Here is a 20,522-nt window from a genome sequence, read left to right as displayed (position 1 = left end):
CCCACACGACGCCGCAACCCGCTATCACGGGGGGTGTGGGGGGTTGGTTTTTTTGTATATGACCCACCCTGTACGGCCCCCCCCGTGGGGGGGGGGCCTTCTTCGTTGCCTTCCCATGTATTGACGCCGCCCGCCGGCCGCCGGTACCCCAGACACAGGGAATCGGGGGCCCACAGGAGGTGGTCGCGCATGGCCGCGGCATCCGCAGCACGTGAGTCGAGACATGAGATACGCGCCCTGCTGCGCGCCCATCTGGCGGCCGCGTCCCGCTACGGGCACGTCACCCGGCAGTGTTCGGTCTGCCATCGCCTCCTGACGCTCGCCATCGAGCTGGAGCGCGCCGAGGACGAAAGTCCCACCGACCCATGACCAACGGCGGGTTGGCGCCTGTCCCGGGAGTGGGAGGCTGTTCCTTGGCAAGACTTCGCCAGTGTGACGGGAGTCACCGAACGAGTTTCAGAAACCGGTTCACTTACACCCTCCCTACACGGGCCCCATTTAATATGTGCAATTGCACCAGACTTCGAGGGGCCTGACCGGGCACAAAAAAGATCGCGCTGGACCCGGCGGAGTCCAGCGCGATCTCTGACGAAGAACCTGTTGGGGCAGGCGCCCGTCGGCAGTGCTTGGGGTGGGCGATCCAGGTTGGGGGACCCGGAAATGCCCGGTCGAGCGGGGTGTTGCGCGTACCTCAGGCCTCGCTGCGCTGCTGCGGAATACCCGCCAGCAGTGCGCGGACCTCAGCCTCGCGGTACCGGCGGTGTCCACCCAGCGTGCGGATGGACGTGAGCTTTCCTGCCTTCGCCCAACGGGTCACCGTCTTCGGGTCCACGCGGAACATCGTGGCAACCTCGGCGGGGGTCAGCAGCGGCTCGGCATCAGGGGTGCGAGCGGTCATGAGCGGCCTCCTCGGGAGAACCGAACCTTCTCGGTTCTTTCCTCTAAATTCTGCACCTTGACCCGCGTTGCCCGAAATGGCAGAAGCGGGCCGAGTCGGTTATAGGACGAACGGCTTGTCCTCGGCACTACAACTACACCATCCGTCCAGCCACGTCGGCCAAACCGATGGAATTGCCCTCGCAGGTGTTCATCAGCGGCGGAAGTCGATGGACCATGCCATAACGGACAGTCACGCCGCTGTGACGATCAGTCACAGAGCGATCAGGAGTCCTCAGACCCCCCATAGAGTGCAATGCTGAGCGTTCCGCCCATACTTGGACGGAAGGAACCCTCCCCGGACTCCTTGTCCTATTTTGGCACGAGGGAGGGTGATGGACGCAAGGGCGCAGTAAGTGCTGTCCGTCACGCTTGAGCCAAAGGCCCGGATCGGGACCTACGTCCCGCCGCGGACTCACCAAGGTCCCCCCAAGGACCTGCCGAGGACCCACGGCGCTAGATGATCATTTACATCAGCCGGGCATGTTCTGTCGATGATCAATTGGCGAACTGCAGGTTCCGGATCTCCCGCCAGCGCTCCGCGAGCCGCCCGTACGCCTCGCTCGCGCCCTCCCCGTCGCCGTCCCGCAGCGCCGCGATCCCCTCGGCCACATCGGCCGCCGAGCGGTCCTCCGCGAGCCACTCCGCCGACACCGCGTGCACCAGACCGCCGTAGTCCAGCTCCACCAGCGCCCGGGGGTGGAACTCCTCCAGCCACCGGCCCACCTCGACCAGACCCTCCGTCAGCGGCCCCTCGTCGATCGACTCCCGCAGCGCCCGGAGCGCCCGCGCCAGCCGGCGGCGCGCCTGCACCATCGGCGTCCGGTAGCGGAACACCGTCGGCGCGCCCTCACTGCCGGGGACGTACTCCCGCTCCTCGTCCGCGAAGAGCGTGAACCAGCGCACCGGCACCTGCCACACCGCCGTACGGATCCACGGACGCGCGTCCGGGTTCCGCTCCCGCCAGCGCTCGTGGTCCGCCGTCACCTGCGTGCGCACCACCGGCGGCAGCATCGCGTCGAGCACCACCCCCGGCAACGAACGCCCCGGATCGGCCTCCCGCGCCTGCCCCAGCTCCTCCAGGGCCAGCCAGCCCCGCAGCCGGGTCCGCCACGGGCAGACCACGACCACCCCGTCGACGGACGCGACGAAGGCGTCGCCGCTCTCGTGGACCGGCACCGGGACGGGAGGCGTCGGCACCAAGTCCGCCAGCGAGCGACGCAGTTCGTCCTGGGCGGTCGGGGTGTCCGCCCGGCTCGCGTACCGGGTCCAATGTCCCCGCTCCGGCTCCGGGAAGGCCGCCAGCGGCTCGTAGACCCGCAGATAGGAGGCGTACGGGACGAGGACCGAAGAGGCGACCGACATGTCGCGATCCTTCCACGGAGGTACTCCGGGAGGGGGTGATCCTGAGCACTGCGGCGGATCTACGCGCGCGTAGGACTTACTCTCTTGCCGAACCGGTCCCGCCACCACCCGCAGGGGGGACCGGCGTAACCGCCGCTTCGTACTTGGGAGTCACCACCGTGACCGATGTGACCGGCGTTCCTGCTGCTGACGTACTGCACACCCTGTTCCATTCGGAGCAGGGTGGCCACGAGCAAGTCGTGCTCTGCCAGGACCGCGCCTCCGGCCTCAAGGCCGTCATCGCCCTCCACTCCACCGCCCTGGGCCCGGCCCTCGGCGGCACCCGGTTCTACCCGTACGCCTCCGAGGCCGAGGCAGTCGCCGACGCGCTGAACCTCTCCCGGGGCATGTCGTACAAGAACGCCATGGCCGGCCTCGACCACGGCGGCGGCAAGGCCGTGATCATCGGCGACCCCGAGAAGATCAAGTCCGAGGAGCTGCTGCTCGCCTACGGACGCATGGTCGCCTCCCTCGGCGGTCGCTACGTGACGGCCTGCGACGTCGGCACCTACGTCGCCGACATGGACGTCGTGGCCCGCACCAACCGGTGGACCACCGGCCGCTCCCCCGAGAACGGCGGCGCCGGCGACTCCTCGGTCCTCACCGCCTTCGGTGTCTTCCAGGGCATGCGCGCCTCCGCGCAGACCCTCTGGGGCGACCCCACGCTGCGCGACCGCAAGGTCGGCGTCGCGGGCGTCGGCAAGGTCGGCCACTACCTGGTCGAGCACCTCCTGAGGGACGGCGCCGAGGTCGTCATCACGGATGTCCGCGAGGAGTCGGTGCGCCGGATCACCGACAAGTTCCCGCAGGTCACGGTCGTCGCGGACACCGACGCGCTGATCCGCGTCGAGGGCCTGGACGTGTACGCGCCGTGCGCGCTCGGCGGCGCCCTGAACGACGAGACCGTGCCGGTCCTCACCGCGAAGATCGTCTGCGGCGCGGCCAACAACCAGCTCGCCCACCCGGGTGTCGAGAAGGACCTCGCGGACCGCGGGATCCTCTACGCGCCCGACTACGTCGTCAACGCCGGTGGCGTGATCCAGGTCGCCGACGAGCTCCACGGCTTCGACTTCGACCGGTGCAAGGCGAAGGCCACGAAGATCTTCGACACCACGCTCGAGATCTTCGCTCGTGCGAAGTCGGACGGCATCCCGCCGGCCGCCGCCGCCGACCGGATCGCCGAGCAGCGGATGGCCGAGGCTCGCCGCGGCTGATTCTTGACAGGGCCGGCCCGCGGGGCGCTCCCAGGGGTGAACTTTGTAGGTTCACCCCAATCGAGAGATGACTCACCCCGGTCGGCGGGTCGGCCCTCAAGAAGAGGTTAAAATCGCGATTGACCAGCGAGGACAGGGCACCTCGATGGTTCTGTACCGGGTCATGTGATGCGTGCGGCGTACCGTATGGCCACGGAAGCAGGTACCGTTGAAGCCCTACGGACCGGTCTCTCTGCCGAGAGCCCGTTCCGAATCATGAACGCGTGTCAAGACTCTGGGGCCGCCGAGCCCCGTCACCGAGGGGGTCGAGCCATGGGGCGCGGCCGGGCAAAGGCCAAGCAGACCAAGGTCGCCCGCCAGCTGAAGTACAGCAGCGGCGGGACTGACCTGTCGCGTCTGGCCAACGAGCTGGGCGCTTCGACTTCGAGCCAGCCGCCGAATGGCGAGCCGTTCGAGGACGACGACGAGGAAGACGACCCGTACGCACAGTACGCGGATCTCTACAATTCGGACGACGACGAGGACGAGGACGACGAGTCCGGTCCCGGCGCGTCCCAGCGTCGCGCTTGACCTCTTAAAGAGCGCTGCTCAACACCGAACCCGGTCCGGGATACCCGGACCGGGTTTCTGTGCGTCCTCGGGACGCTCCGTGCCGCTCTGCGGGAGAGCCGCCGGATCCGGTGGGGGGCCGTGGCCCGCCCACCGGATCGGAAGCGTCAGACCGCGTAGTCGCCGACCAGCTCGGCGCCGGTCGCGTGGTCGCCGCGCTCGGTGATCTCACCCGCGACCCAGGCCTCGACGCCCCGGTCCTCCAGGGTCGCCAGGGCCACGTCCACGGACTCGGCCGGCACGACGGCCATCATGCCGACGCCCATGTTCAGGGTCTTCTCCAGCTCCAGACGCTCGACCTGTCCGGCCTTGCCGACCAGATCGAAGATCGCGCCCGGGGTCCAGGTCGAACGGTCGACCGTGGCGTGCAGCCCGTCCGGGATCACCCGCGCCAGGTTGGCGGCGAGGCCACCACCGGTGATGTGGCTGAAGGCGTGCACCTCGGTGGTCCGGGTCAGCGCCAGGCAGTCCAGCGAGTAGATCTTGGTGGGCTCCAGGAGCTCCTCGCCGAGGGTCCGGCCGAGCTCCTCGACACGCTGGTCGAGGGTCATGCCGGCGCGGTCGAAGACCACGTGCCGGACGAGCGAGTACCCGTTGGAGTGAAGGCCGGAGGACTCCATCGCGATGACGGCGTCACCCGTACGGATGCGATCGGGGCCGAGCAGCCGGTCCGTCTCCACCGCGCCCGTACCGGCGCCGGCGACGTCGAAGTCGTCCGGGCCGAGCAGGCCGGGGTGCTCGGCGGTCTCGCCGCCGACCAGCGCGCAGCCGGCCAGGACACAGCCCTCGGCGATGCCCTTCACGATCGCGGCGACCCGCTCGGGGTGGACCTTGCCGACACAGATGTAGTCGGTCATGAAGAGCGGCTCGGCGCCGCAGACGACGATGTCGTCCATGACCATCGCGACCAGGTCGTGGCCGATGGTGTCGTAGACGCCCATCTGGCGGGCGATGTCGACCTTCGTGCCGACACCGTCGGTGGCGGAGGCGAGCAGCGGACGCTCGAAGCGCTTGAGGGCGGAGGCGTCGAAGAGGCCGGCGAACCCGCCGAGGCCACCGAGGACCTCGGGGCGCTGCGTCTTCTTCACCCATTCCTTCATGAGCTCGACGGCGCGGTCACCCGCCTCGATGTCGACGCCCGCGGACGCGTAGGAGGCACCGGTGGTCTCAGACATAGGTGAGAGCTTTCGTGTCGTTACTGCGGTACTGCGGGGGTCTTACGGCCGACGGAGCGCGTCGGCGGCCGCGGTGGCGGCGGGGCCGGCGGCCAGCTCGTTCTCCAGCAGCTGCTTGCCGAGCAGCTCGGGGTCCGGAAGCTCCATCGGGTACTCGCCGTCGAAGCAGGCACGGCAGAGGTTCGGCTTCTGGATCGTGGTCGCCTCGATCATCCCGTCGATGGAGATGTACGAGAGCGAGTCCGCGCCCAGCGACGTGCCGATCTCCTCGATCGTCATGCCGTTGGCGATCAGCTCCGCGCGGGTGGCGAAGTCGATACCGAAGAAGCAGGGCCACTTCACCGGCGGGGAGGAGATCCGGATGTGGATCTCGGCCGCGCCGGCCTCGCGGAGCATCTTGACCAGGGCGCGCTGGGTGTTGCCGCGGACGATCGAGTCGTCGACGACCACCAGGCGCTTGCCCTTGATGACGTCCTTGAGGGGGTTCAGCTTCAGCCGGATGCCCAGCTGGCGGATGGTCTGGGAGGGCTGGATGAAGGTGCGGCCCACGTAGGCGTTCTTCACCAGGCCCGCGCCGAAGGGGATGCCACTGGCCTCGGCGTAGCCGATCGCGGCGGGAGTGCCGGACTCCGGCGTCGCTATGACCAGATCCGCCTCGACCGGGGCCTCCTTGGCGAGGCGACGGCCCATCTCCACACGGGAGAGGTAGACGTTGCGGCCGGCGATGTCCGTGTCCGGGCGGGCCAGGTACACGTATTCGAAGACACAGCCCTTGGGCTTCGCTTCCGCGAATCGCGAGGTGCGGATGCCGTTCTCGTCGATCGCGATCATCTCGCCCGGCTCGACCTCGCGGACGAAGCTGGCGCCGCAGATGTCGAGGGCGGCGGACTCGGAGGCGACGACCCAGCCGCGCTCGAGGCGACCGAGGACCAGCGGGCGGATGCCCTGCGGGTCACGGGCCGCGTAGAGCGTGTGCTCGTCCATGAAAACGAGGGAGAAGGCGCCCCGGACATCGGGGAGGACCTTCGCGGCGGCCTGCTCGATGGTGAGCGGCTTGCCGTCCTCGTCGACCTGGGCGGCGAGGAGCGCCGTCAGGAGGTCGGTGTCGTTGGTGGCCGCCACACGGGTGGTGCGGCCTTCCTGCTTGGGCAGGTCCGCGACCATCTCGGCGAGCTGCGCCGTGTTCACCAGGTTGCCGTTGTGGCCGAGCGCGATGGAGCCGTGGGCGGTTGCCCGGAACGTCGGCTGCGCGTTCTCCCACACGGAGGCACCCGTGGTCGAGTAGCGGGCGTGACCGACCGCGATATGACCTTGGAGGGAACCGAGAGAGGTCTCGTCGAAGACCTGGGACACGAGGCCCATGTCCTTGAAGACGAGGATCTGGGAGCCGTTGCTGACCGCGATTCCCGCGGATTCCTGACCCCGATGCTGGAGGGCGTAGAGCCCGAAGTACGTGAGCTTTGCGACCTCTTCACCCGGAGCCCAGACACCGAAGACGCCACAAGCGTCCTGGGGGCCTTTCTCGCCGGGAAGCAGATCGTGATTGAGTCGACCGTCACCACGTGGCACGCCTCCGAGTGTAGGCGAGGTCGACCACTGGTCCGAATTGGGGAAATCTAAGGGGTGCCGTAGTGGTGGGATCGCACAAACTGATCCATTGATGTGCGTAGACACCTTTCCGCCTAGGCGGGAACGGGCTCCCGCCCGACCGGGCGAATGCAAGCGGACGCTCGTACGGTGCTCCCGACGGGCCGGGAGTGTGACGGGAGTCGCACCGGGCGGGCCCGTTGCCGGCGCCGGGGCCCCGGAGAGCGCCGTTCCGGGGACTGGGACGGCCGTTGACAGGTGCACGCGCCCTGGGCCAGGCTCCCCGCCATGCAGCCTGTGCGTGACCGTGCGGTCACCCTCGTCGCGCGCCGACACGTGGACCTCGTCCGTGTCGCCAGCGCCATCTGTCGCTGCGCCTGATCCCACCCACGCGCCCTTGACCGCGGGAGTCCACACGGACCCCCGCGGCCGCCGTCCGCCCGGCGTCCGGCGCGCCCTTTCCTGAGCCACGGCCCACGTCCGGGCCGTACCGCCGCGCGCCGTCCCGCGCCCGCCAGGACCTCCCCGCATCCCGCAGCTTCCAAGGAGCCCCATGCCCACGCCCAAGATCCCCCTGTCCCGACGTGCCTTCGGAGGGGCAGCCGTCGGGGCCGCCGCCGTCGGCGCGCTGGGTGCCGGTGCCGTCACGGCCCAGGCCGCTGCCGACACCGCGCAGGCCGGGGAGCGGCCGTTCCGTGCCGCCCGCGGCCGGCACTCCCGGCGGCCGAACATCCTGTTCATCCTCGGCGACGACCTCGGCTGGGCCGACCTGTCCTCCTACGGGTCCCCGCACATCCGGACCCCGCACCTGGACCGCCTCGCCCGCCAGGGTGTCCGCTTCACCAACGCCTACTCCGGCTCCGCGACCTGCTCCCCCACCCGCTTCAGCCTCTACACGGGCCGCTTCCCCGGCCGTACGAAGGGCGGGCTCGCCGAGCCGATCGCCGACAAGTCCGTCGGTCTGGAGCCGACCCATCCCACCCTCGCCTCCCGGCTGCGCGAGGCCGGATACGCCACCGCCCTCATCGGCAAGTGGCACTGCGGTTACCTCCCCGACTACTCCCCCACCCGCTCGGGCTGGGACAAGTTCTTCGGCAACTTCGGCGGAGCCCTGGAGTACTACTCCAAGCTCGGCCTCGGCGGCGAGTACGACCTCTACGAGGGCGACGCGCAGTACAAGGACCTGCGCTACTACACCCGGATCCTGACCGAGCGGGCGAGCGAGTACGTGGCCCGCGACCACGAGAAGCCCTGGCTCCTCAACCTGAACTTCACCACCCCCCACTGGCCGTGGATCGCCGACGGCGACGAGGAGGCGAGCGCCGAGATCGTCCGACGGATCAAGGCGGGCGACCGCTCCGCCCTCTGGCACCAGGACGGCGGCTCGATCGAGAAGTACAAGGAGATGGTCGAGGACCTCGACCGGTCGGTGGGCGAGGTCCTGGGGGCGCTGAAGCGCTCGGGCCAGGAGAACGACACGCTCGTCTTCTTCGCCAGCGACAACGGCGGCGAGCGGTTCTCCTACAACTGGCCGCTCGCGGGGAACAAGGGCTCCCTCCAGGAGGGCGGCATCCGCGTTCCGTCCGTCCTGCGCTGGCCCGCCCGGATCGACGGCGGGCAGGTCAGCGACCTGCCGGTGTACACCCCCGACTGGACCGCGACCCTCCTCGAACTGGGCGGCGCCCGACCTCACCCCACCTACCCGCTCGACGGCATCAGCCTCGCCGGGCACCTCCTGCGCGGCGAGAAGGTCGCCGAGCGCGACCTGTTCTGGCGGGTGCGGGGCGAGCGGGCGCTGCGCCGCGGCGACTGGAAGTACTACCGGGGCAAGAGCGGGCGCGACCAGCTCTTCCACCTGACCGAGGACGCCCGCGAACAGGCGGACCGGGCCCCGTACGAGCAGGAGCGGCTCGCCGGACTCCGGGTGGCGTGGGAACGGATCGACGCCGGTCTGCTGCCGTACGGGTCCTGAGGCCGCAGGCCCGGGGGTCTACAGGCCCCGAGGCCCTACGGGGTCGCGCTCGGTGCGGGCTTCGCGGTCGCGGCGAAGCCCTCGCCGTCGGCGCCGGTGAGCGTCAGGGTGCGGTGGCGCAGCTCGTACGAGAGGGGTCCGTCGAGGAGCTCGTACAGCTTCGTCTCCAGCTCCATCTGCGGACCGGAGCAGATCATGCGCGTGGTCGCGACCGGTCCTGTGACGGTGAGGGTCTCCGCGGTGACCTTCGCCATGGCCGTGAACCGGTTGCAGCCCATGTTGCCGCGGACCCGGCCGTCCTTGTCGATGACGAAGTCGGCCTTGCCCTCGCTGCCCTTGGGCAGTGAGGAGGCCGTCCCGCCCGAGACCAGGGAGTCGACGGCCCAGACGGTGCCGTTCAGCGGGGCGGGCGGCTCGGACGTCAGCGCGACGGTGTTCTTGCCGTCGTCCGAGGTGAGGGTGAGCCGGTCGCCCTCCAGCCGAGCCTTCAGCGTGCCGGCGAAGGCCTTCTGGAGCACGGCCTCGAAGGCGCCCCGCTCCCCCGGACACGCCATCTCGGTGCCCTGGCCCTGCTTCACGGTGACCTTGTCCCCCTGGACCGACACCTCGGCGCCGAAGCCGTTGCAGCCGCTGTTCCCCGACGCCTGGCCGTTCGCGGCGATCTCGATGTGGGCGCCGTCGGGCGCCGTGGTCTCCTTGCCGGCCACCGTGACCGTGTCGAAGGCCCAGTGGACTCCGGTGACGGGCACGTCAGGGGCGACGGTTCCGGCGCCGGGATCGGAACCGGCCTTCTCGGTGCCGCACGCCGAGAGCACGACGAGCGAGGCCAGGACTGCGGTGGCTGCGATGGGACGTGTCTTCAGCATGGGGATGGGACGGGCGAGCGGTACGGACGGTTCCGCCCGCCTCCCGCGCGGTGCCGCTCAGCCCATCAGCGGCAGCAGGCCGGAGAGGTCGGCACGTTCGCCGCTCGCGTCGACCTTGGCCGCGTCCAGGGCCTCCGACCAGCCGGTACGGCCGGTGGCGAGCCGGATCCAGGTCAGCGGATCGGTCTCGACCACGTTGGGCGGGGTGCCACGGGTGTGGCGCGGCCCCTCCACGCACTGCACGACCGCGAAGGGCGGGACCCGCACCTCGACCGCCCCTCCCGGGGCCTTCACCGCGAGCGCGTCGGCGAGCAGCCGGGTGCAGGCGGCCAGGGCCTGCCGGTCGTACGGGATGTCCAGTCCGGTCGCCGCGTTGAGGTCGTCGGTGTGGACGACGAGCTCGACCGTGCGGGTCACCAGGAAGTCGGCCAGCCGCATGGCGCCGAAGCTGATCGGGAGGAGCCGGTCGTCCGTGGCGCCCGCGATCCCCTCCTCGTACGCCTCCAGGGTCCGCGCGTACAACGCCGGCAGATCGGAGGACTCGATCCCCCGGGTGTGTTCGTCGATCCGCTCGGCGCCGGAGGCGGTCACGAACGGCCAGTCGAGCAGCGCGAGTTCCTGCTTCGCCGGCTCGGGCATCCCCAGGCAGTGCGGGACGGAGTCGACCATCCACGAGATGTGCGCCGCCAGCTGCCGTACGGTCCACTCCCCCAGCCGGGTCGGCCCGTCGAGCTGCTCGGGCGACAGCGCGAGCACCCCCTGTCGTACGTTCCGGAACTGGGCGAGCACCGCAGCCCGGGTCTTGGCGGAGTCGTAGCTGCGGGTGCGCTTCTTGGCCGGTGGCATGGGGGCGAGGGTAGTCGGAGACTGGAGAGGGAGGGCCGCCAGCAGACACCTACGCGTAGGAGAGGGGTCGATCAGTCATGGCTGAGCACCCTGACACCGTCCTGGTCCGCCGGGGCTACGAAGCGTTCACCCAGGGAGACATGGACACCATCCGCTCGCTGATGACCTCGGACTGCACCCACCACGCGCCGGGCGACAACCGGATATCCGGGCACCACAAGGGCGTGGACAACTGCGTCGCCTACTACGAGCAGCTCGGCGCGCTCACCCACGGCACCATGCGGGTCGACCTCGAAAGCATCACCGTCGACGGCCGCGGGCACGCCATAGCGGCCCACAAGTTCCACGCCGACCGCGGCGACCGCGGTATCGAGATGCACGGCGCGCTCTTCTTCACCATCGTCGGCGGCAAGATCACCGACGTCGACGAGTGCGTCGAGAACATGGACGAGAACGACGCCTTCTGGGGTCAGGCCGAGTAGGCCTCGCGCCCCGCCACGAACCTCTCCCCGTTCTTCGGCACGCCGACACCGCGCCAGGTGAACGGCACGCCCTGCGCCGTGTCCAGGTCCGGGCCGTCCATCAGCTGGAAGTGCACGTGCGGCTCGGTGGAGTTGCCGGAGTTGCCGCACCGGGCGAGTTCCTGGCCGGCCACCACCCGTTCACCGGCCCGCACCCCGAGCGAGCCGCGCTTGAGATGCGCGTACATCGCGTAGGTGCCGTCCCCGAGATCGAGGACGAGGTGGTTCCCGGTGACCCGGCGGGCTCCCCCGAGCGCCCGGACACTGGACTCGACCAGCATCAGATAGACCAGGGCGGGCAGCGAGTTGCGGCTGAGGTGGTCCCGCTGTCCGTCCTCGGCGTGGACGACGGTCGCGTCGGCGACCGCGAGCAGCGGTGCGTCGAAGGCCGGGAAGTCCTCGCTCCGGCGGAACACCGGCCACAGCCCGGCGAAGGCCGGACGGGGGCGTGCCTCGTCCTCCGCCACGATGTCGATGGCGTACGTCTGACCGAACTGGTGGGTGCCGTGGCTGGGCGTCCGGTCCGCCGGGCTGTTGAGGGCGGACCAGCTCCCGGTGACCGGCGGATCCACCTCGACCGTGGCCCGGGGCGTCGCCGCGACCCGCCGGCCCGCGGTCCTGGCGAGCGTGATCCCGAGCGTGGCGCCGGCGACGGCCGGCAGCCAGCCCACCCAGTACGGATACGGCAGGTCGACGAGGACCGAGGCGAGCGCCTGCACGACGAACACCAGCCAGAGCGCGCGGTGGAGAACCACCGCGATCTTGCGCGAAGACATGAAACGTTCCCCCTGAACGATGGCGGTCATGGACGGGCGGCGGTGAGCACCACCAGGAGCGGGACGACCCGGGCTCCCGGGACCTCGTAGCGGCCGCGCCCGACGGTGTGGAGCCAGCCGGCGCCGGTCAGTTGGCGCAGGTGGTGGTAGATCTGGCCGGTCGTGCCGATCTCCTCGAGATCCGCCAGTTCGGCGGCGGTGCGCCGGCCGCCGAGGATCTCCCGCAGCAGCCGGAGCCGTACGGGATGGCCGAGCGCGGCGAAGGACTCGGCGGTCTCGGCCCAGTCCTCGTCGAGCAGCCGCTCGGTGAAGGCGCCGAACTGCCACTCGTACCGCTCCTGGGTCGGCAGCCGGACCGCTCCCGTGAACAGCACGGCGCCGTCCTCGCCCTGCGTGCCCGCGTCCGCGAGCTGCGCCTTGAGCCCCTCCAGGGCCCAGAAGGTGCCGTCGACGGTCTCGGGTGCGGGGCGCTCCGCGCCCTCCAGGGCCGCCATCCGGCGTTCCAGCTCGGCGACCCGCTCTTCCAGCTCCATACCTTGAGATTACGTAATTACGTAATCTCACGCAACCAGGGAACGAGAAAGCCCCCGCCCGGACCCGAAGGTCCGGACGGGGGCTCCCGTACCGCGATGCGTCAGATGATGCTCAGACCAGCAGGCCCGGGATGGTCGCCTCGTGGGCCGCGCGCAGCTCCTCAAGGGAGACGCTGAACTCGCCCTGCACGTCGACCTCTTCGCCGTCCACGACACCGATCCGGGTCGCGGGCAGACCCCGCGCGCCGCACATGTCGGTGAAGCGGAGCTCCTCGCTGCGCGGGACGGCGACGACCGCACGGCCGGCCGACTCGCTGAAGAGGAACGTGAAGGCGTCGAGACCGTCCGGGACGACCAGACGCGCACCCGTGCCGCCACGCAGGCAGGACTCGACGACCGCCTGCACCAGACCGCCGTCCGACAGGTCGTGCGCCGCATCGATCATGCCGTCGCGGGAGGCCGAGATCAGGATCTCGCCGAGCAGCTTCTCCCGGTCGAGGTCCACGGCCGGCGGCAGACCGCCCAGGTGCTTGTGGACGACCTCGGACCAGGCCGAGCCACCGAACTCCTCACGCGTGTCGCCGAGCAGGTAGAGGAGCTGGCCCTCTTCCGCGAAGGCGATCGGCGTACGGCGGTTGACGTCGTCGATCACACCGAGCACGGCCACGACCGGCGTCGGGTGGATGGCGACCTCGCCCGTCTGGTTGTACAGCGAGACGTTGCCGCCGGTCACCGGGGTGCCCAGCTGGAGGCAGCCGTCCGCGAGACCACGGGTGGCCTCGGCGAACTGCCACATCACGGCCGGGTCCTCGGGCGAACCGAAGTTCAGGCAGTCCGAGATCGCCAGCGGCTTGGCACCGGAGGCGGCGACGTTGCGGTACGCCTCCGCCAGCGCGAGCTGCGCACCCGTGTACGGGTCGAGCTTCGCGTACCGGCCGTTGCCGTCCGTGGCCATGGCCACGCCGAGGTTGGTCTCCTCGTCGATACGGACCATGCCCGCGTCCTCGGGCTGCGCGAGGACGGTGTTGCCCTGCACGAACCGGTCGTACTGGTCCGTGATCCAGGACTTCGACGCCTGGTTCGGGGAGGAGACCAGCTTCAGGACCTGGTCCTTCAGCTCCTCGCCGTTCTGCGGCCGGGGAAGCTTGTTCGCGTCGTCGGCCTGGAGCGCGTCCTGCCACTCCGGGCGGGCGTACGGCCGGTTGTAGACCGGGCCCTCGTGGGCGACCGTGCGCGGCGGTACGTCGACGATCTGCTCGCCGTGCCAGAAGATCTCCAGGCGCTCGCCCTCCGTCACCTCACCGATGACGACCGCGATGACGTCCCACTTCTCGCAGATCTCCAGGAAGCGGTCGACGTGCTGGGGCTCGACGATCGCGCACATGCGCTCCTGCGACTCGCTCATGAGGATCTCCTCGGGCGAGAGCGTCGCGTCGCGCAGGTGGACCCGGTCGAGCTCGACCCGCATACCGCCGGAGCCGGCGGAGGCCAGCTCCGAGGTCGCGCAGGAGAGTCCGGCGCCACCCAGGTCCTGGATGCCCGCGACCAGCTTCTCCTTGAAGATCTCCAGGGTGCACTCGATGAGGAGCTTCTCCTGGAACGGGTCGCCGACCTGGACCGCGGGGCGCTTGGTGGGCTTGGTGTCGTCGAAGGTCTCGGACGCGAGGACCGAGACACCGCCGATGCCGTCGCCGCCGGTCCGGGCACCGTAGAGGATCACCTTGTTGCCGGGGCCGGAGGCCTTGGCGAGGTGGATGTCCTCGTGCTTCATGACACCGATGCAGCCGGCGTTGACCAGCGGGTTGCCCTGGTAGCACTCGTCGAAGACGACCTCGCCGCCGATGTTCGGCAGGCCCAGGCAGTTGCCGTAGCCACCGATGCCCGCGACGACTCCGGGGAGCACGCGCTTGGTGTCGGGGTGGTCGGCCGCGCCGAAGCGCAGCGGGTCGACCACCGCGACCGGGCGGGCGCCCATGGCGAGGATGTCGCGGACGATGCCGCCCACGCCGGTGGCCGCGCCCTGGTAGGGCTCGATGTACGAGGGGTGGTTGTGCGACTCGACCTTGAAGGTGACCGCGTACCCCTGGCCGACGTCGACGACGCCCGCGTTCTCGCCGATGCCGACGAGCATGGCGTCGTTCTCCGGGACCTTCTCGCCGAACTGCTTCAGGTGGACCTTGCTGCTCTTGTAGGAGCAGTGCTCGGACCACATGACGGAGTACATGGCGAGCTCGGCACCGGTGGGACGGCGGCCGAGGATCTCGCGGATGCGGGCGTACTCGTCCTCCTTGAGGCCGAGCTCCTTCCAGGGCTGCTCGCTGTCCGGCGTCTCGGTCGCATGCTTGACCGTGTCCAGAGTCATCAGGCGTTGACCAGCTTCTTGAGGATCGAGGTGAAGAAACCGAGGCCGTCGGTACGGCCCGTACCGATCAGCGGCTCGACGGCGTGCTCGGGGTGCGGCATGAGGCCGACCACGTTGCCCGCGGCGTTGGTGATGCCCGCGATGTCACGGAGCGAGCCGTTGGGGTTCATGTCCAGGTAGCGGAAGGCCACCCGCCCCTCGGCCTCCAGCTCGTCGAGCACCCGCTCGTCGGCGACGTACCGGCCGTCCATGTTCTTGAGCGGGACCTGGATCTCCTGGCCCTGCTCGTAGTCCACGGTCCACGCGGTGTCCGCGTTCTCCACCCGCAGCTTCTGGTCGCGGCAGATGAAGTGCAGGTGGTTGTTGCGCAGCATCGCGCCCGGCAGCAGATGGGCCTCGGTGAGGATCTGGAAGCCGTTGCAGATGCCGAGGACGGGCATGCCCGCCTTCGCCTGCTCGATGATCGTCTCCATCACCGGCGAGAAGCGGGAGATGGCTCCGGCCCGCAGATAGTCGCCGTAGGAGAAGCCGCCGGCCAGGACCACGGCGTCGACCTGCTTGAGGTCCTTGTCGCGGTGCCAGAGCGAAACGGGCTCGGCGCCCGCGAGGCGGGCCGCGCGCAGCGCGTCCTGGTCGTCGAGCGTTCCGGGGAACGTCACGACCCCGATGCGTGCGGTCACGACTCGACCTTCACGACGAAGTCTTCGATCACGGTGTTTGCAAGGAAGGTTTCGGCCATCTCGTGGATGCGGGCGAGGGCGGCGTCGTCGACCGGTCCCTCCACCTCCAACTCGAAGCGCTTCCCCTGGCGGACGTCGGCGATTCCGGCGAATCCCAGGCGGGGCAGTGCACGCTGCACCGCCTGCCCCTGGGGGTCGAGGATCTCCGGCTTGAGCATGACGTCGACTACGACGCGTGCCACTGGCACTCCCGGTGGTGTGTTGCGTGGGCGGTTCCCTCAGCGTACCTGCCTCCAAATTCTACGCGGGTAGAAGACTGGAGGACCCTACAAAGAGACCCAAAGACCCTCACGGAAAATTCAAGTGAAATATCGCGCGGCCCATTGCGGCGGGACACGCTGATGCAATTGGCTGGGCTTCACAATGCGACGCCTACCGCTGTACAAAGGAATACAGAGGAAAGCAGCACTTCCCCGGGGCAGCCGAAAAGCCGGTGTCGCCGCACGTCAGAGGCGTTCTGTACGCCGAAACGGCACGGCGGACCGACACGAAAGGACCGATATCCGTGGCTCAGCGAGTAGTGGTCACTCTCTTCGACGACATCGACGGCGGAGAAGCGGCGGAAACGGTTGCGTTCGGCCTCGACGGGAAGACGTACGAGATCGACCTGAATCCCGCCAATGCAAAGAAACTGCGCAAGGCGCTGGCGCCCTACCTCGCGGCCGGACGGAAGCTGACCGGCAAGGCCGCCACCGCCAGGGCCGGCGGCTCGGCCGCGTCCGTCGCTTCGTACAAGCACACCGCCCTGGCCCCCGACCCGGCCGCGGTCCGCGCCTGGGCCCAGTCCAACAAGATGGACGTGCCCGCCCGCGGACGCATCCCCAAGCGGGTCTACGAAGCCTTCCGCGAAGCCAGTTGAGTCGAGGAAGACACCCCGCGCCGGAAGCGGAGTTGCACTGCACCCCTGCCGATCGGCTAGAGTCTGGATCACGCCGAGGGGCGAGGCCGCAGGGCCGAACCTCACGCAGCGTGCGGGTGTAGTTCAGTAGTAGAACATCCCCCTTCCAGGGGGAAGGCGCAGTGTGCAATTCCTGTCACCCGCTCTGCATCGCATTACCGACTCCACTTGTGGATCAGGTACAGTGGTGCTCGCACCGCCCAGTGAGAGCTGAGCGGCAGCAATGCGGACGTGGCTCAGTTGGTAGAGCATCACCTTGCCAAGGTGAGGGTCGCGAGTTCGAATCTCGTCGTCCGCTCGGGAGCAAAGGCCCCGGTTCTCAGGAACCGGGGCCTTTGTCGTATGCCGAGCGGCCGTCGTGCCTGCCGATCGGCATCTGACATTTGTCATGCGCAGCGATGACAGCACGCACTGCCGACCGGCTCCGACCGCCGGGAAGCTGAAGTCATGACCAACGTGATCGAGGCCGACGACCTCCGCCGGACCTACTCCGGCGGCTTCGAAGCCGTCAACGGGATCTCCTTCGCCGTCCGCCAGGGCGAGATCTTCGCCCTGCTCGGGACCAACGGAGCCGGAAAGACCTCCACGGTCGAGCTCCTCGAGGGCCTCGCCGCTCCCAGCGGCGGCACGGTCCACGTCCTCGGCCACGACCCGTACCGCGAACGCACCGCCGTCCGGCCCCGGATCGGGATCATGCTCCAGGAGGGTGGATTCCCCTCCGACCTGACCGTGGCCGAGACCGTACGCATGTGGGCGGGCTGCACCAGCAACGCCCGGCCGACCGGTGAGGCACTGGAGCAGGTCGGCCTCGGCCGCCGCGCCGACGTGCGGATCAAGCAGCTCTCCGGCGGAGAGCGGCGGCGCCTCGACCTCGCGCTCGCCCTCCTCGGCCGCCCCGAGGTCCTCTTCCTCGACGAGCCGACCACCGGACTCGACGCCGAAGGCCGGCGCGACACCTGGGCGCTCGTGCGGGAGCTTCGGGACACGGGCACGACCGTCGTCCTCACCACGCACTACCTGGAGGAGGCCGAGTCGCTCGCCGACCGGCTCGCCATCATGAACCAGGGCCGGATCGTGCTCTCGGGCACCCCGGCGGAGGTCACCGCCGCCCGGCCCGCCCGCATCCGCTTCGTCCTCCCCGAGGACGTGGCGCCCGGCCGGATCCCGCTCGGCCTCAAGGCCGCCGCCGAGGGCCGGCGCGTGGAGATCCGTACGCACCACCTCCAGGACGCGCTCGGTGAACTCCTCGACTGGGCCCGCGAGGCCGGTGTGCGGCTGGACGGGCTCGACGCCCGCTCGGCCTCCCTCGAAGAGGCGTTCCTGGAGATCGCCTCCCGCAACGACGCCCTGGAGACTGTTCGATGAACGCGACCGCACGCCGGATGACCTCGCTGGGGCGGGCCGAACTCACCCTCCTCGGGCGGAACAAGAACAACCTCTTCATCGCCCTCCTGATGCCGCTGCTGATGATCTTCACGATGCGGTCGACGCTCTCGCAGATGGGCACCGACGAACTGCCCATGGGAATGGCGGGCGCCACCCTCATCGGCGGGACCGGGCTGGTCCTCGTCCTCGTCGTCTACATGGGGCTGACGTCCGCCCTCGTGGCCCGGCGCGAGGAGCTCGTCCTCAAGCGGCTGCGCACGGGCGAGGCGAGCGACCTGGAGATCCTCGCCGGCACCGCGCTCCCTTCCTCCGCCATCGCGCTCGCCCAGTGCGCCGTGCTGACCGTCGGCGGCACCCTCGCCCTCGACGTACCCGCGCCGCGACGGCCGGAGCTCCTCGTCCTCGGACTCCTCGCCGCGATCCTCCTGCTCGCCGGACTCGCCGCCGCGACCACGGCCATCACCCGCAACGTGGAGAGCGCCGGCCTCACCACCCTGCCGTTCTTCCTCGTCTCCGCCGTGGGCTCGGGGCTGATGCTCCCCAGCGACGTGCTCCCGGACCTCGTCGCCGACATCTGCCGACTGCTGCCGCTCAGCGGCGTCATGGAGCTCGTCCGCGTCGGCTGGCTCGGCGTCGGCGACACCAAGGACCTGCTGACCGCCGTCCTCAACACATTGGCCTGGGGCGTGATCACCGTGTTTGCTGTCCGACGGTGGTTCCGCTGGGAACCGCGTCGCTAGAAAGGGGCCCGGGCGTGTCCAGGTTGACGGGGTGGTGGAGCGGCCGCAGCACTGCGGCCAAGGTCGAGCTGTACACCCGGTGGAGCTTCCACTTCTTCACGGTGATCGAGATCGGCGCCATCGGTCTGGTTCCGTTCTCCAGCTCCGGGGACCACCCGGTCGGTACCCCGCTCGCCCTCGCGCTGGCGCTGCTGGTCTGCGGACACGCAGTGCTGACCGCCGTGCTCTCCTCACGCGCCCTGGACTGGGCCCTGGACCGGCGCGATCGACCGGTCCGCCTCGCGACCGCGCTGATCACCCTGACGGCGGCCGGTTCACTGATCGTGATCGCACTGCGGGCCACGGGGGTGCTCGCGGACATCTCGGTCGCCGCCGCCGTCGTCACCGGCCTGGTCACGTTCACCCTGGGCAGCCTCGTGCTGTGCGTGCGACGACCCCGGCGGATGCTGTACGTGGCCCCGGCCGCCTCACTCGCGACCGGCGCCGCCGTCGCGGCCATGGGGATCGACCCCGCAGAGGCGTTCGGCTACGCGGTCGGGATCCTCTTGGGCGGTGGCGGACTCGTCGCCGCATGCGGGTTCTCCGGCTGGCTGATGAAGATGGTCTGGGAGCTGGAACGCTCCCGCGATCTGAAGGCCCGGCTCGCGGTCGCCGAGGAACGGCTCCGCTTCGGCCGCGACCTCCACGACGTCATGGGCCGCAACCTGTCGGTCATCGCGCTCAAGAGCGAACTCGCCGTGCAGCTCGCCCGGCGCGAACGCCCCGAGGCCGTCGACCAGATGATCGAGGTGCAGAGGATCGCTCAGGAGTCCCAGCGGGAGGTACGGGACGTCGTGCGCGGCTACCGCGAGGCGGACCTGCGCGTCGAACTGGAAGGCGCGCGCGGGGTGCTCGGTGCCGCCGGCATCGACTGCGCGATAGACCCGGTGACGGTCGAACTGCCCGGCACCGTCCAGTCGGTGCTCGGCTGGGTCGTCCGGGAGACCACGACGAACGTACTGCGGCACGGCGACGCGAAGCGATGTGCCATCTCGCTGCGGGAGAAGGACGGTTCGGTGCTGCTGACGGTACGGAACGACGGCGTACGGGAAGGTGCGGCGATGGGACACGGCTCCGGCCTGGCCGGGCTGCGGGAACGGCTCGCGGCGGTGGACGGGACCCTGGAGGCGGGACCGGGCGACGGAGGTACGTTCCGAGTGGCGGCCCTGGTGCCCGTACAGCGGTCGGGGGCGGCCGCGTGACCGCCGGCACCGTACGCGTCCTGCTCGCCGACGACGAGCACCTGATCCGGGGCGCCCTCGCCGCGCTCCTCGCCCTGGAGGACGACCTCGTCGTCGTCGCCCAGGCCGCCACCGGGCCGGAGGCGCTCGCCATGGCCCGCGCCCACCGCCCCGACGTCGCCGTCCTCGATCTGCAGATGCCGGGCCTCGACGGTGTGAGGGTCGCCACATCCCTCCGCGACGAACTGCCCGACTGCAGAACCATGATCGTGACCAGTCACGGCCGCCCCGGACACCTCAAGCGGGCGCTCGCGGCCGGCGTGCGGGGCTTCGTGCCCAAGACCGTCAGCGCCCAGCGGCTGGCCGAGCTCATCCGCGCCGTGCACGCCGGAAACCGTTACGTGGACCCGGAGTTGGCGGCCGACGCGATCGCCGCCGGGGACTCCCCGCTGACCGCGCGCGAGGCCGAGGTGCTGGAGTTCGCGGCCGACGGGGCGCCCGTCGCGGAGATCGCCGAGCGGGCCTCGCTGTCACCGGGAACGGTCCGGAACTACCTCTCCTCCGCCGCCGCGAAGCTCGGCGCCGAGAACCGTCATACGGCGGTGCGTCTCGCACGGGAGAAAGGTTGGGTATAGTTGGCTCCGCGCTACGGCGCAGGCGGACGTGGCTCAGTTGGTAGAGCATCACCTTGCCAAGGTGAGGGTCGCGAGTTCGAATCTCGTCGTCCGCTCCATGAA

The 20,522-nt window shown here is 69.9% G+C and carries 22 protein-coding genes and 3 tRNA genes; 14 read left to right on the top strand and 11 right to left on the bottom strand.

What is annotated here, in order from left to right:
- Positions 1-189: 189 nt before the first annotated feature.
- Positions 190-369, top strand: coding sequence for a DUF6274 family protein (locus ACFC0D_RS35085; RefSeq protein WP_376445143.1), 180 nt, complete (start codon positions 190-192; stop codon positions 367-369).
- 322 nt (positions 370-691) lie between these two features.
- Here the strand turns inward: ACFC0D_RS35085 and bldC are convergent, their stop codons facing one another.
- Both bldC and ACFC0D_RS35075 read right to left on the bottom strand, forming a co-directional pair.
- The gene (bldC, locus tag ACFC0D_RS35080) at positions 692-898 is read right to left on the bottom strand and encodes a developmental transcriptional regulator BldC (RefSeq protein WP_003949541.1); all 207 of its coding nucleotides are present in this window, start codon (positions 896-898) and stop codon (positions 692-694) included.
- Positions 899-1,434: 536 nt separating this feature from the next.
- Positions 1,435-2,301: a hypothetical protein gene (locus ACFC0D_RS35075; RefSeq protein WP_376445141.1), complete on the bottom strand. Its 867-nt coding sequence runs from the start codon at positions 2,299-2,301 to the stop codon at positions 1,435-1,437.
- Between the two features lie 158 nt (positions 2,302-2,459).
- Between ACFC0D_RS35075 and ACFC0D_RS35070 the strand changes: the two genes are divergently transcribed.
- Both ACFC0D_RS35070 and ACFC0D_RS35065 read left to right on the top strand, forming a co-directional pair.
- Positions 2,460-3,554, top strand: coding sequence for a Leu/Phe/Val dehydrogenase (locus tag ACFC0D_RS35070; protein ID WP_376445138.1), 1,095 nt, complete (start codon positions 2,460-2,462; stop codon positions 3,552-3,554).
- A 312-nt stretch (positions 3,555-3,866) separates the two neighbouring features.
- Positions 3,867-4,124 carry a DUF3073 domain-containing protein gene (locus tag ACFC0D_RS35065; RefSeq protein ID WP_376445136.1) on the top strand — a complete coding sequence of 86 codons (258 nt, stop codon included), beginning with the start codon at positions 3,867-3,869 and terminating at the stop codon, positions 4,122-4,124.
- Between the two features lie 146 nt (positions 4,125-4,270).
- Here the strand turns inward: ACFC0D_RS35065 and purM are convergent, their stop codons facing one another.
- Positions 4,271-5,338 (bottom strand): phosphoribosylformylglycinamidine cyclo-ligase, encoded by a 1,068-nt coding sequence (gene purM, locus ACFC0D_RS35060; protein WP_376445134.1) that lies wholly within the window; start codon positions 5,336-5,338, stop codon positions 4,271-4,273.
- A 42-nt stretch (positions 5,339-5,380) separates the two neighbouring features.
- On the bottom strand, positions 5,381-6,907 hold the full coding sequence (gene purF, locus ACFC0D_RS35055; protein ID WP_376445131.1) for an amidophosphoribosyltransferase: 1,527 nt from the start codon (positions 6,905-6,907) through the stop codon (positions 5,381-5,383).
- 306 nt (positions 6,908-7,213) lie between these two features.
- Here purF and ACFC0D_RS35050 point away from each other — a divergent pair, with 306 nt between their 5' ends.
- Complete coding sequence (locus ACFC0D_RS35050; RefSeq protein WP_352189727.1) at positions 7,214-7,306, top strand: putative leader peptide; 93 nt, start codon at positions 7,214-7,216, stop codon at positions 7,304-7,306.
- 172 nt (positions 7,307-7,478) lie between these two features.
- Positions 7,479-8,897, top strand: a complete 1,419-nt coding sequence (locus ACFC0D_RS35045; protein WP_376445127.1) for a sulfatase — start codon at positions 7,479-7,481, stop codon at positions 8,895-8,897.
- Positions 8,898-8,932: 35 nt separating this feature from the next.
- Here ACFC0D_RS35045 and ACFC0D_RS35040 read toward each other — a convergent pair whose 3' ends face one another.
- Both ACFC0D_RS35040 and ACFC0D_RS35035 read right to left on the bottom strand, forming a co-directional pair.
- On the bottom strand, positions 8,933-9,763 hold the full coding sequence (locus ACFC0D_RS35040) for an META domain-containing protein (RefSeq protein WP_376445125.1): 831 nt from the start codon (positions 9,761-9,763) through the stop codon (positions 8,933-8,935).
- Between the two features lie 57 nt (positions 9,764-9,820).
- On the bottom strand, positions 9,821-10,609 hold the full coding sequence (locus ACFC0D_RS35035; protein ID WP_376445122.1) for a sterol carrier family protein: 789 nt from the start codon (positions 10,607-10,609) through the stop codon (positions 9,821-9,823).
- A gap of 77 nt (positions 10,610-10,686) precedes the next feature.
- Between ACFC0D_RS35035 and ACFC0D_RS35030 the strand changes: the two genes are divergently transcribed.
- The gene (locus tag ACFC0D_RS35030; RefSeq protein WP_376445119.1) at positions 10,687-11,091 is read left to right on the top strand and encodes a nuclear transport factor 2 family protein; all 405 of its coding nucleotides are present in this window, start codon (positions 10,687-10,689) and stop codon (positions 11,089-11,091) included.
- On the opposite strand, the gene ACFC0D_RS35025 is transcribed toward ACFC0D_RS35030, so the two are convergent.
- The 5 genes from ACFC0D_RS35025 to purS all read right to left on the bottom strand — a co-directional run bounded on the left by ACFC0D_RS35025 (position 11,079) and on the right by purS (position 15,723).
- Positions 11,079-11,906: a M23 family metallopeptidase gene (locus tag ACFC0D_RS35025; protein WP_376445116.1), complete on the bottom strand. Its 828-nt coding sequence runs from the start codon at positions 11,904-11,906 to the stop codon at positions 11,079-11,081. The genes ACFC0D_RS35030 and ACFC0D_RS35025 overlap by 13 nt on opposite strands.
- A 26-nt stretch (positions 11,907-11,932) precedes the next feature.
- Positions 11,933-12,439: an ArsR/SmtB family transcription factor gene (locus ACFC0D_RS35020; protein ID WP_376445114.1), complete on the bottom strand. Its 507-nt coding sequence runs from the start codon at positions 12,437-12,439 to the stop codon at positions 11,933-11,935.
- Positions 12,440-12,551: 112 nt separating this feature from the next.
- On the bottom strand, positions 12,552-14,801 hold the full coding sequence (gene purL, locus ACFC0D_RS35015; RefSeq protein ID WP_376445112.1) for a phosphoribosylformylglycinamidine synthase subunit PurL: 2,250 nt from the start codon (positions 14,799-14,801) through the stop codon (positions 12,552-12,554).
- The gene (purQ, locus tag ACFC0D_RS35010; protein ID WP_329118159.1) at positions 14,801-15,481 is read right to left on the bottom strand and encodes a phosphoribosylformylglycinamidine synthase subunit PurQ; all 681 of its coding nucleotides are present in this window, start codon (positions 15,479-15,481) and stop codon (positions 14,801-14,803) included. Before purQ ends, purL begins: the two co-directional genes overlap by 1 nt.
- Complete coding sequence (purS, locus tag ACFC0D_RS35005; RefSeq protein WP_015035032.1) at positions 15,478-15,723, bottom strand: phosphoribosylformylglycinamidine synthase subunit PurS; 246 nt, start codon at positions 15,721-15,723, stop codon at positions 15,478-15,480. Before purS ends, purQ begins: the two co-directional genes overlap by 4 nt.
- 323 nt (positions 15,724-16,046) lie before the next feature.
- Between purS and ACFC0D_RS35000 the strand changes: the two genes are divergently transcribed.
- The 8 genes from ACFC0D_RS35000 to ACFC0D_RS34965 all read left to right on the top strand — a co-directional run bounded on the left by ACFC0D_RS35000 (position 16,047) and on the right by ACFC0D_RS34965 (position 20,518).
- Positions 16,047-16,400, top strand: coding sequence for an Lsr2 family protein (locus ACFC0D_RS35000; protein WP_376445109.1), 354 nt, complete (start codon positions 16,047-16,049; stop codon positions 16,398-16,400).
- A gap of 112 nt (positions 16,401-16,512) precedes the next feature.
- A tRNA-Gly gene (locus tag ACFC0D_RS34995) sits at positions 16,513-16,584 on the top strand.
- A gap of 80 nt (positions 16,585-16,664) precedes the next feature.
- Positions 16,665-16,737, top strand: a tRNA-Gly gene (locus tag ACFC0D_RS34990).
- 149 nt (positions 16,738-16,886) lie between these two features.
- A complete protein-coding gene (locus tag ACFC0D_RS34985; RefSeq protein WP_376445106.1) occupies positions 16,887-17,804 on the top strand; it encodes an ABC transporter ATP-binding protein in 918 nt (305 codons plus the stop codon).
- Positions 17,801-18,565, top strand: a complete 765-nt coding sequence (locus ACFC0D_RS34980; RefSeq protein ID WP_376445104.1) for an ABC transporter permease — start codon at positions 17,801-17,803, stop codon at positions 18,563-18,565. Before ACFC0D_RS34985 ends, ACFC0D_RS34980 begins: the two co-directional genes overlap by 4 nt.
- Before the next feature lie 14 nt (positions 18,566-18,579).
- Positions 18,580-19,806: a sensor histidine kinase gene (locus ACFC0D_RS34975; protein ID WP_376445101.1), complete on the top strand. Its 1,227-nt coding sequence runs from the start codon at positions 18,580-18,582 to the stop codon at positions 19,804-19,806.
- Complete coding sequence (locus ACFC0D_RS34970) at positions 19,803-20,420, top strand: response regulator (protein ID WP_376445099.1); 618 nt, start codon at positions 19,803-19,805, stop codon at positions 20,418-20,420. Before ACFC0D_RS34975 ends, ACFC0D_RS34970 begins: the two co-directional genes overlap by 4 nt.
- Before the next feature lie 22 nt (positions 20,421-20,442).
- Positions 20,443-20,518 (top strand) — tRNA-Gly (locus ACFC0D_RS34965).
- Positions 20,519-20,522: the final 4 nt, after the last annotated feature.

Source organism: Streptomyces sp. NPDC056222, assembly GCF_042264065.1.
Lineage (GTDB): Bacteria > Actinomycetota > Actinomycetes > Streptomycetales > Streptomycetaceae > Streptomyces.
This window is presented reverse-complemented; position numbering and strand designations above follow the sequence as displayed.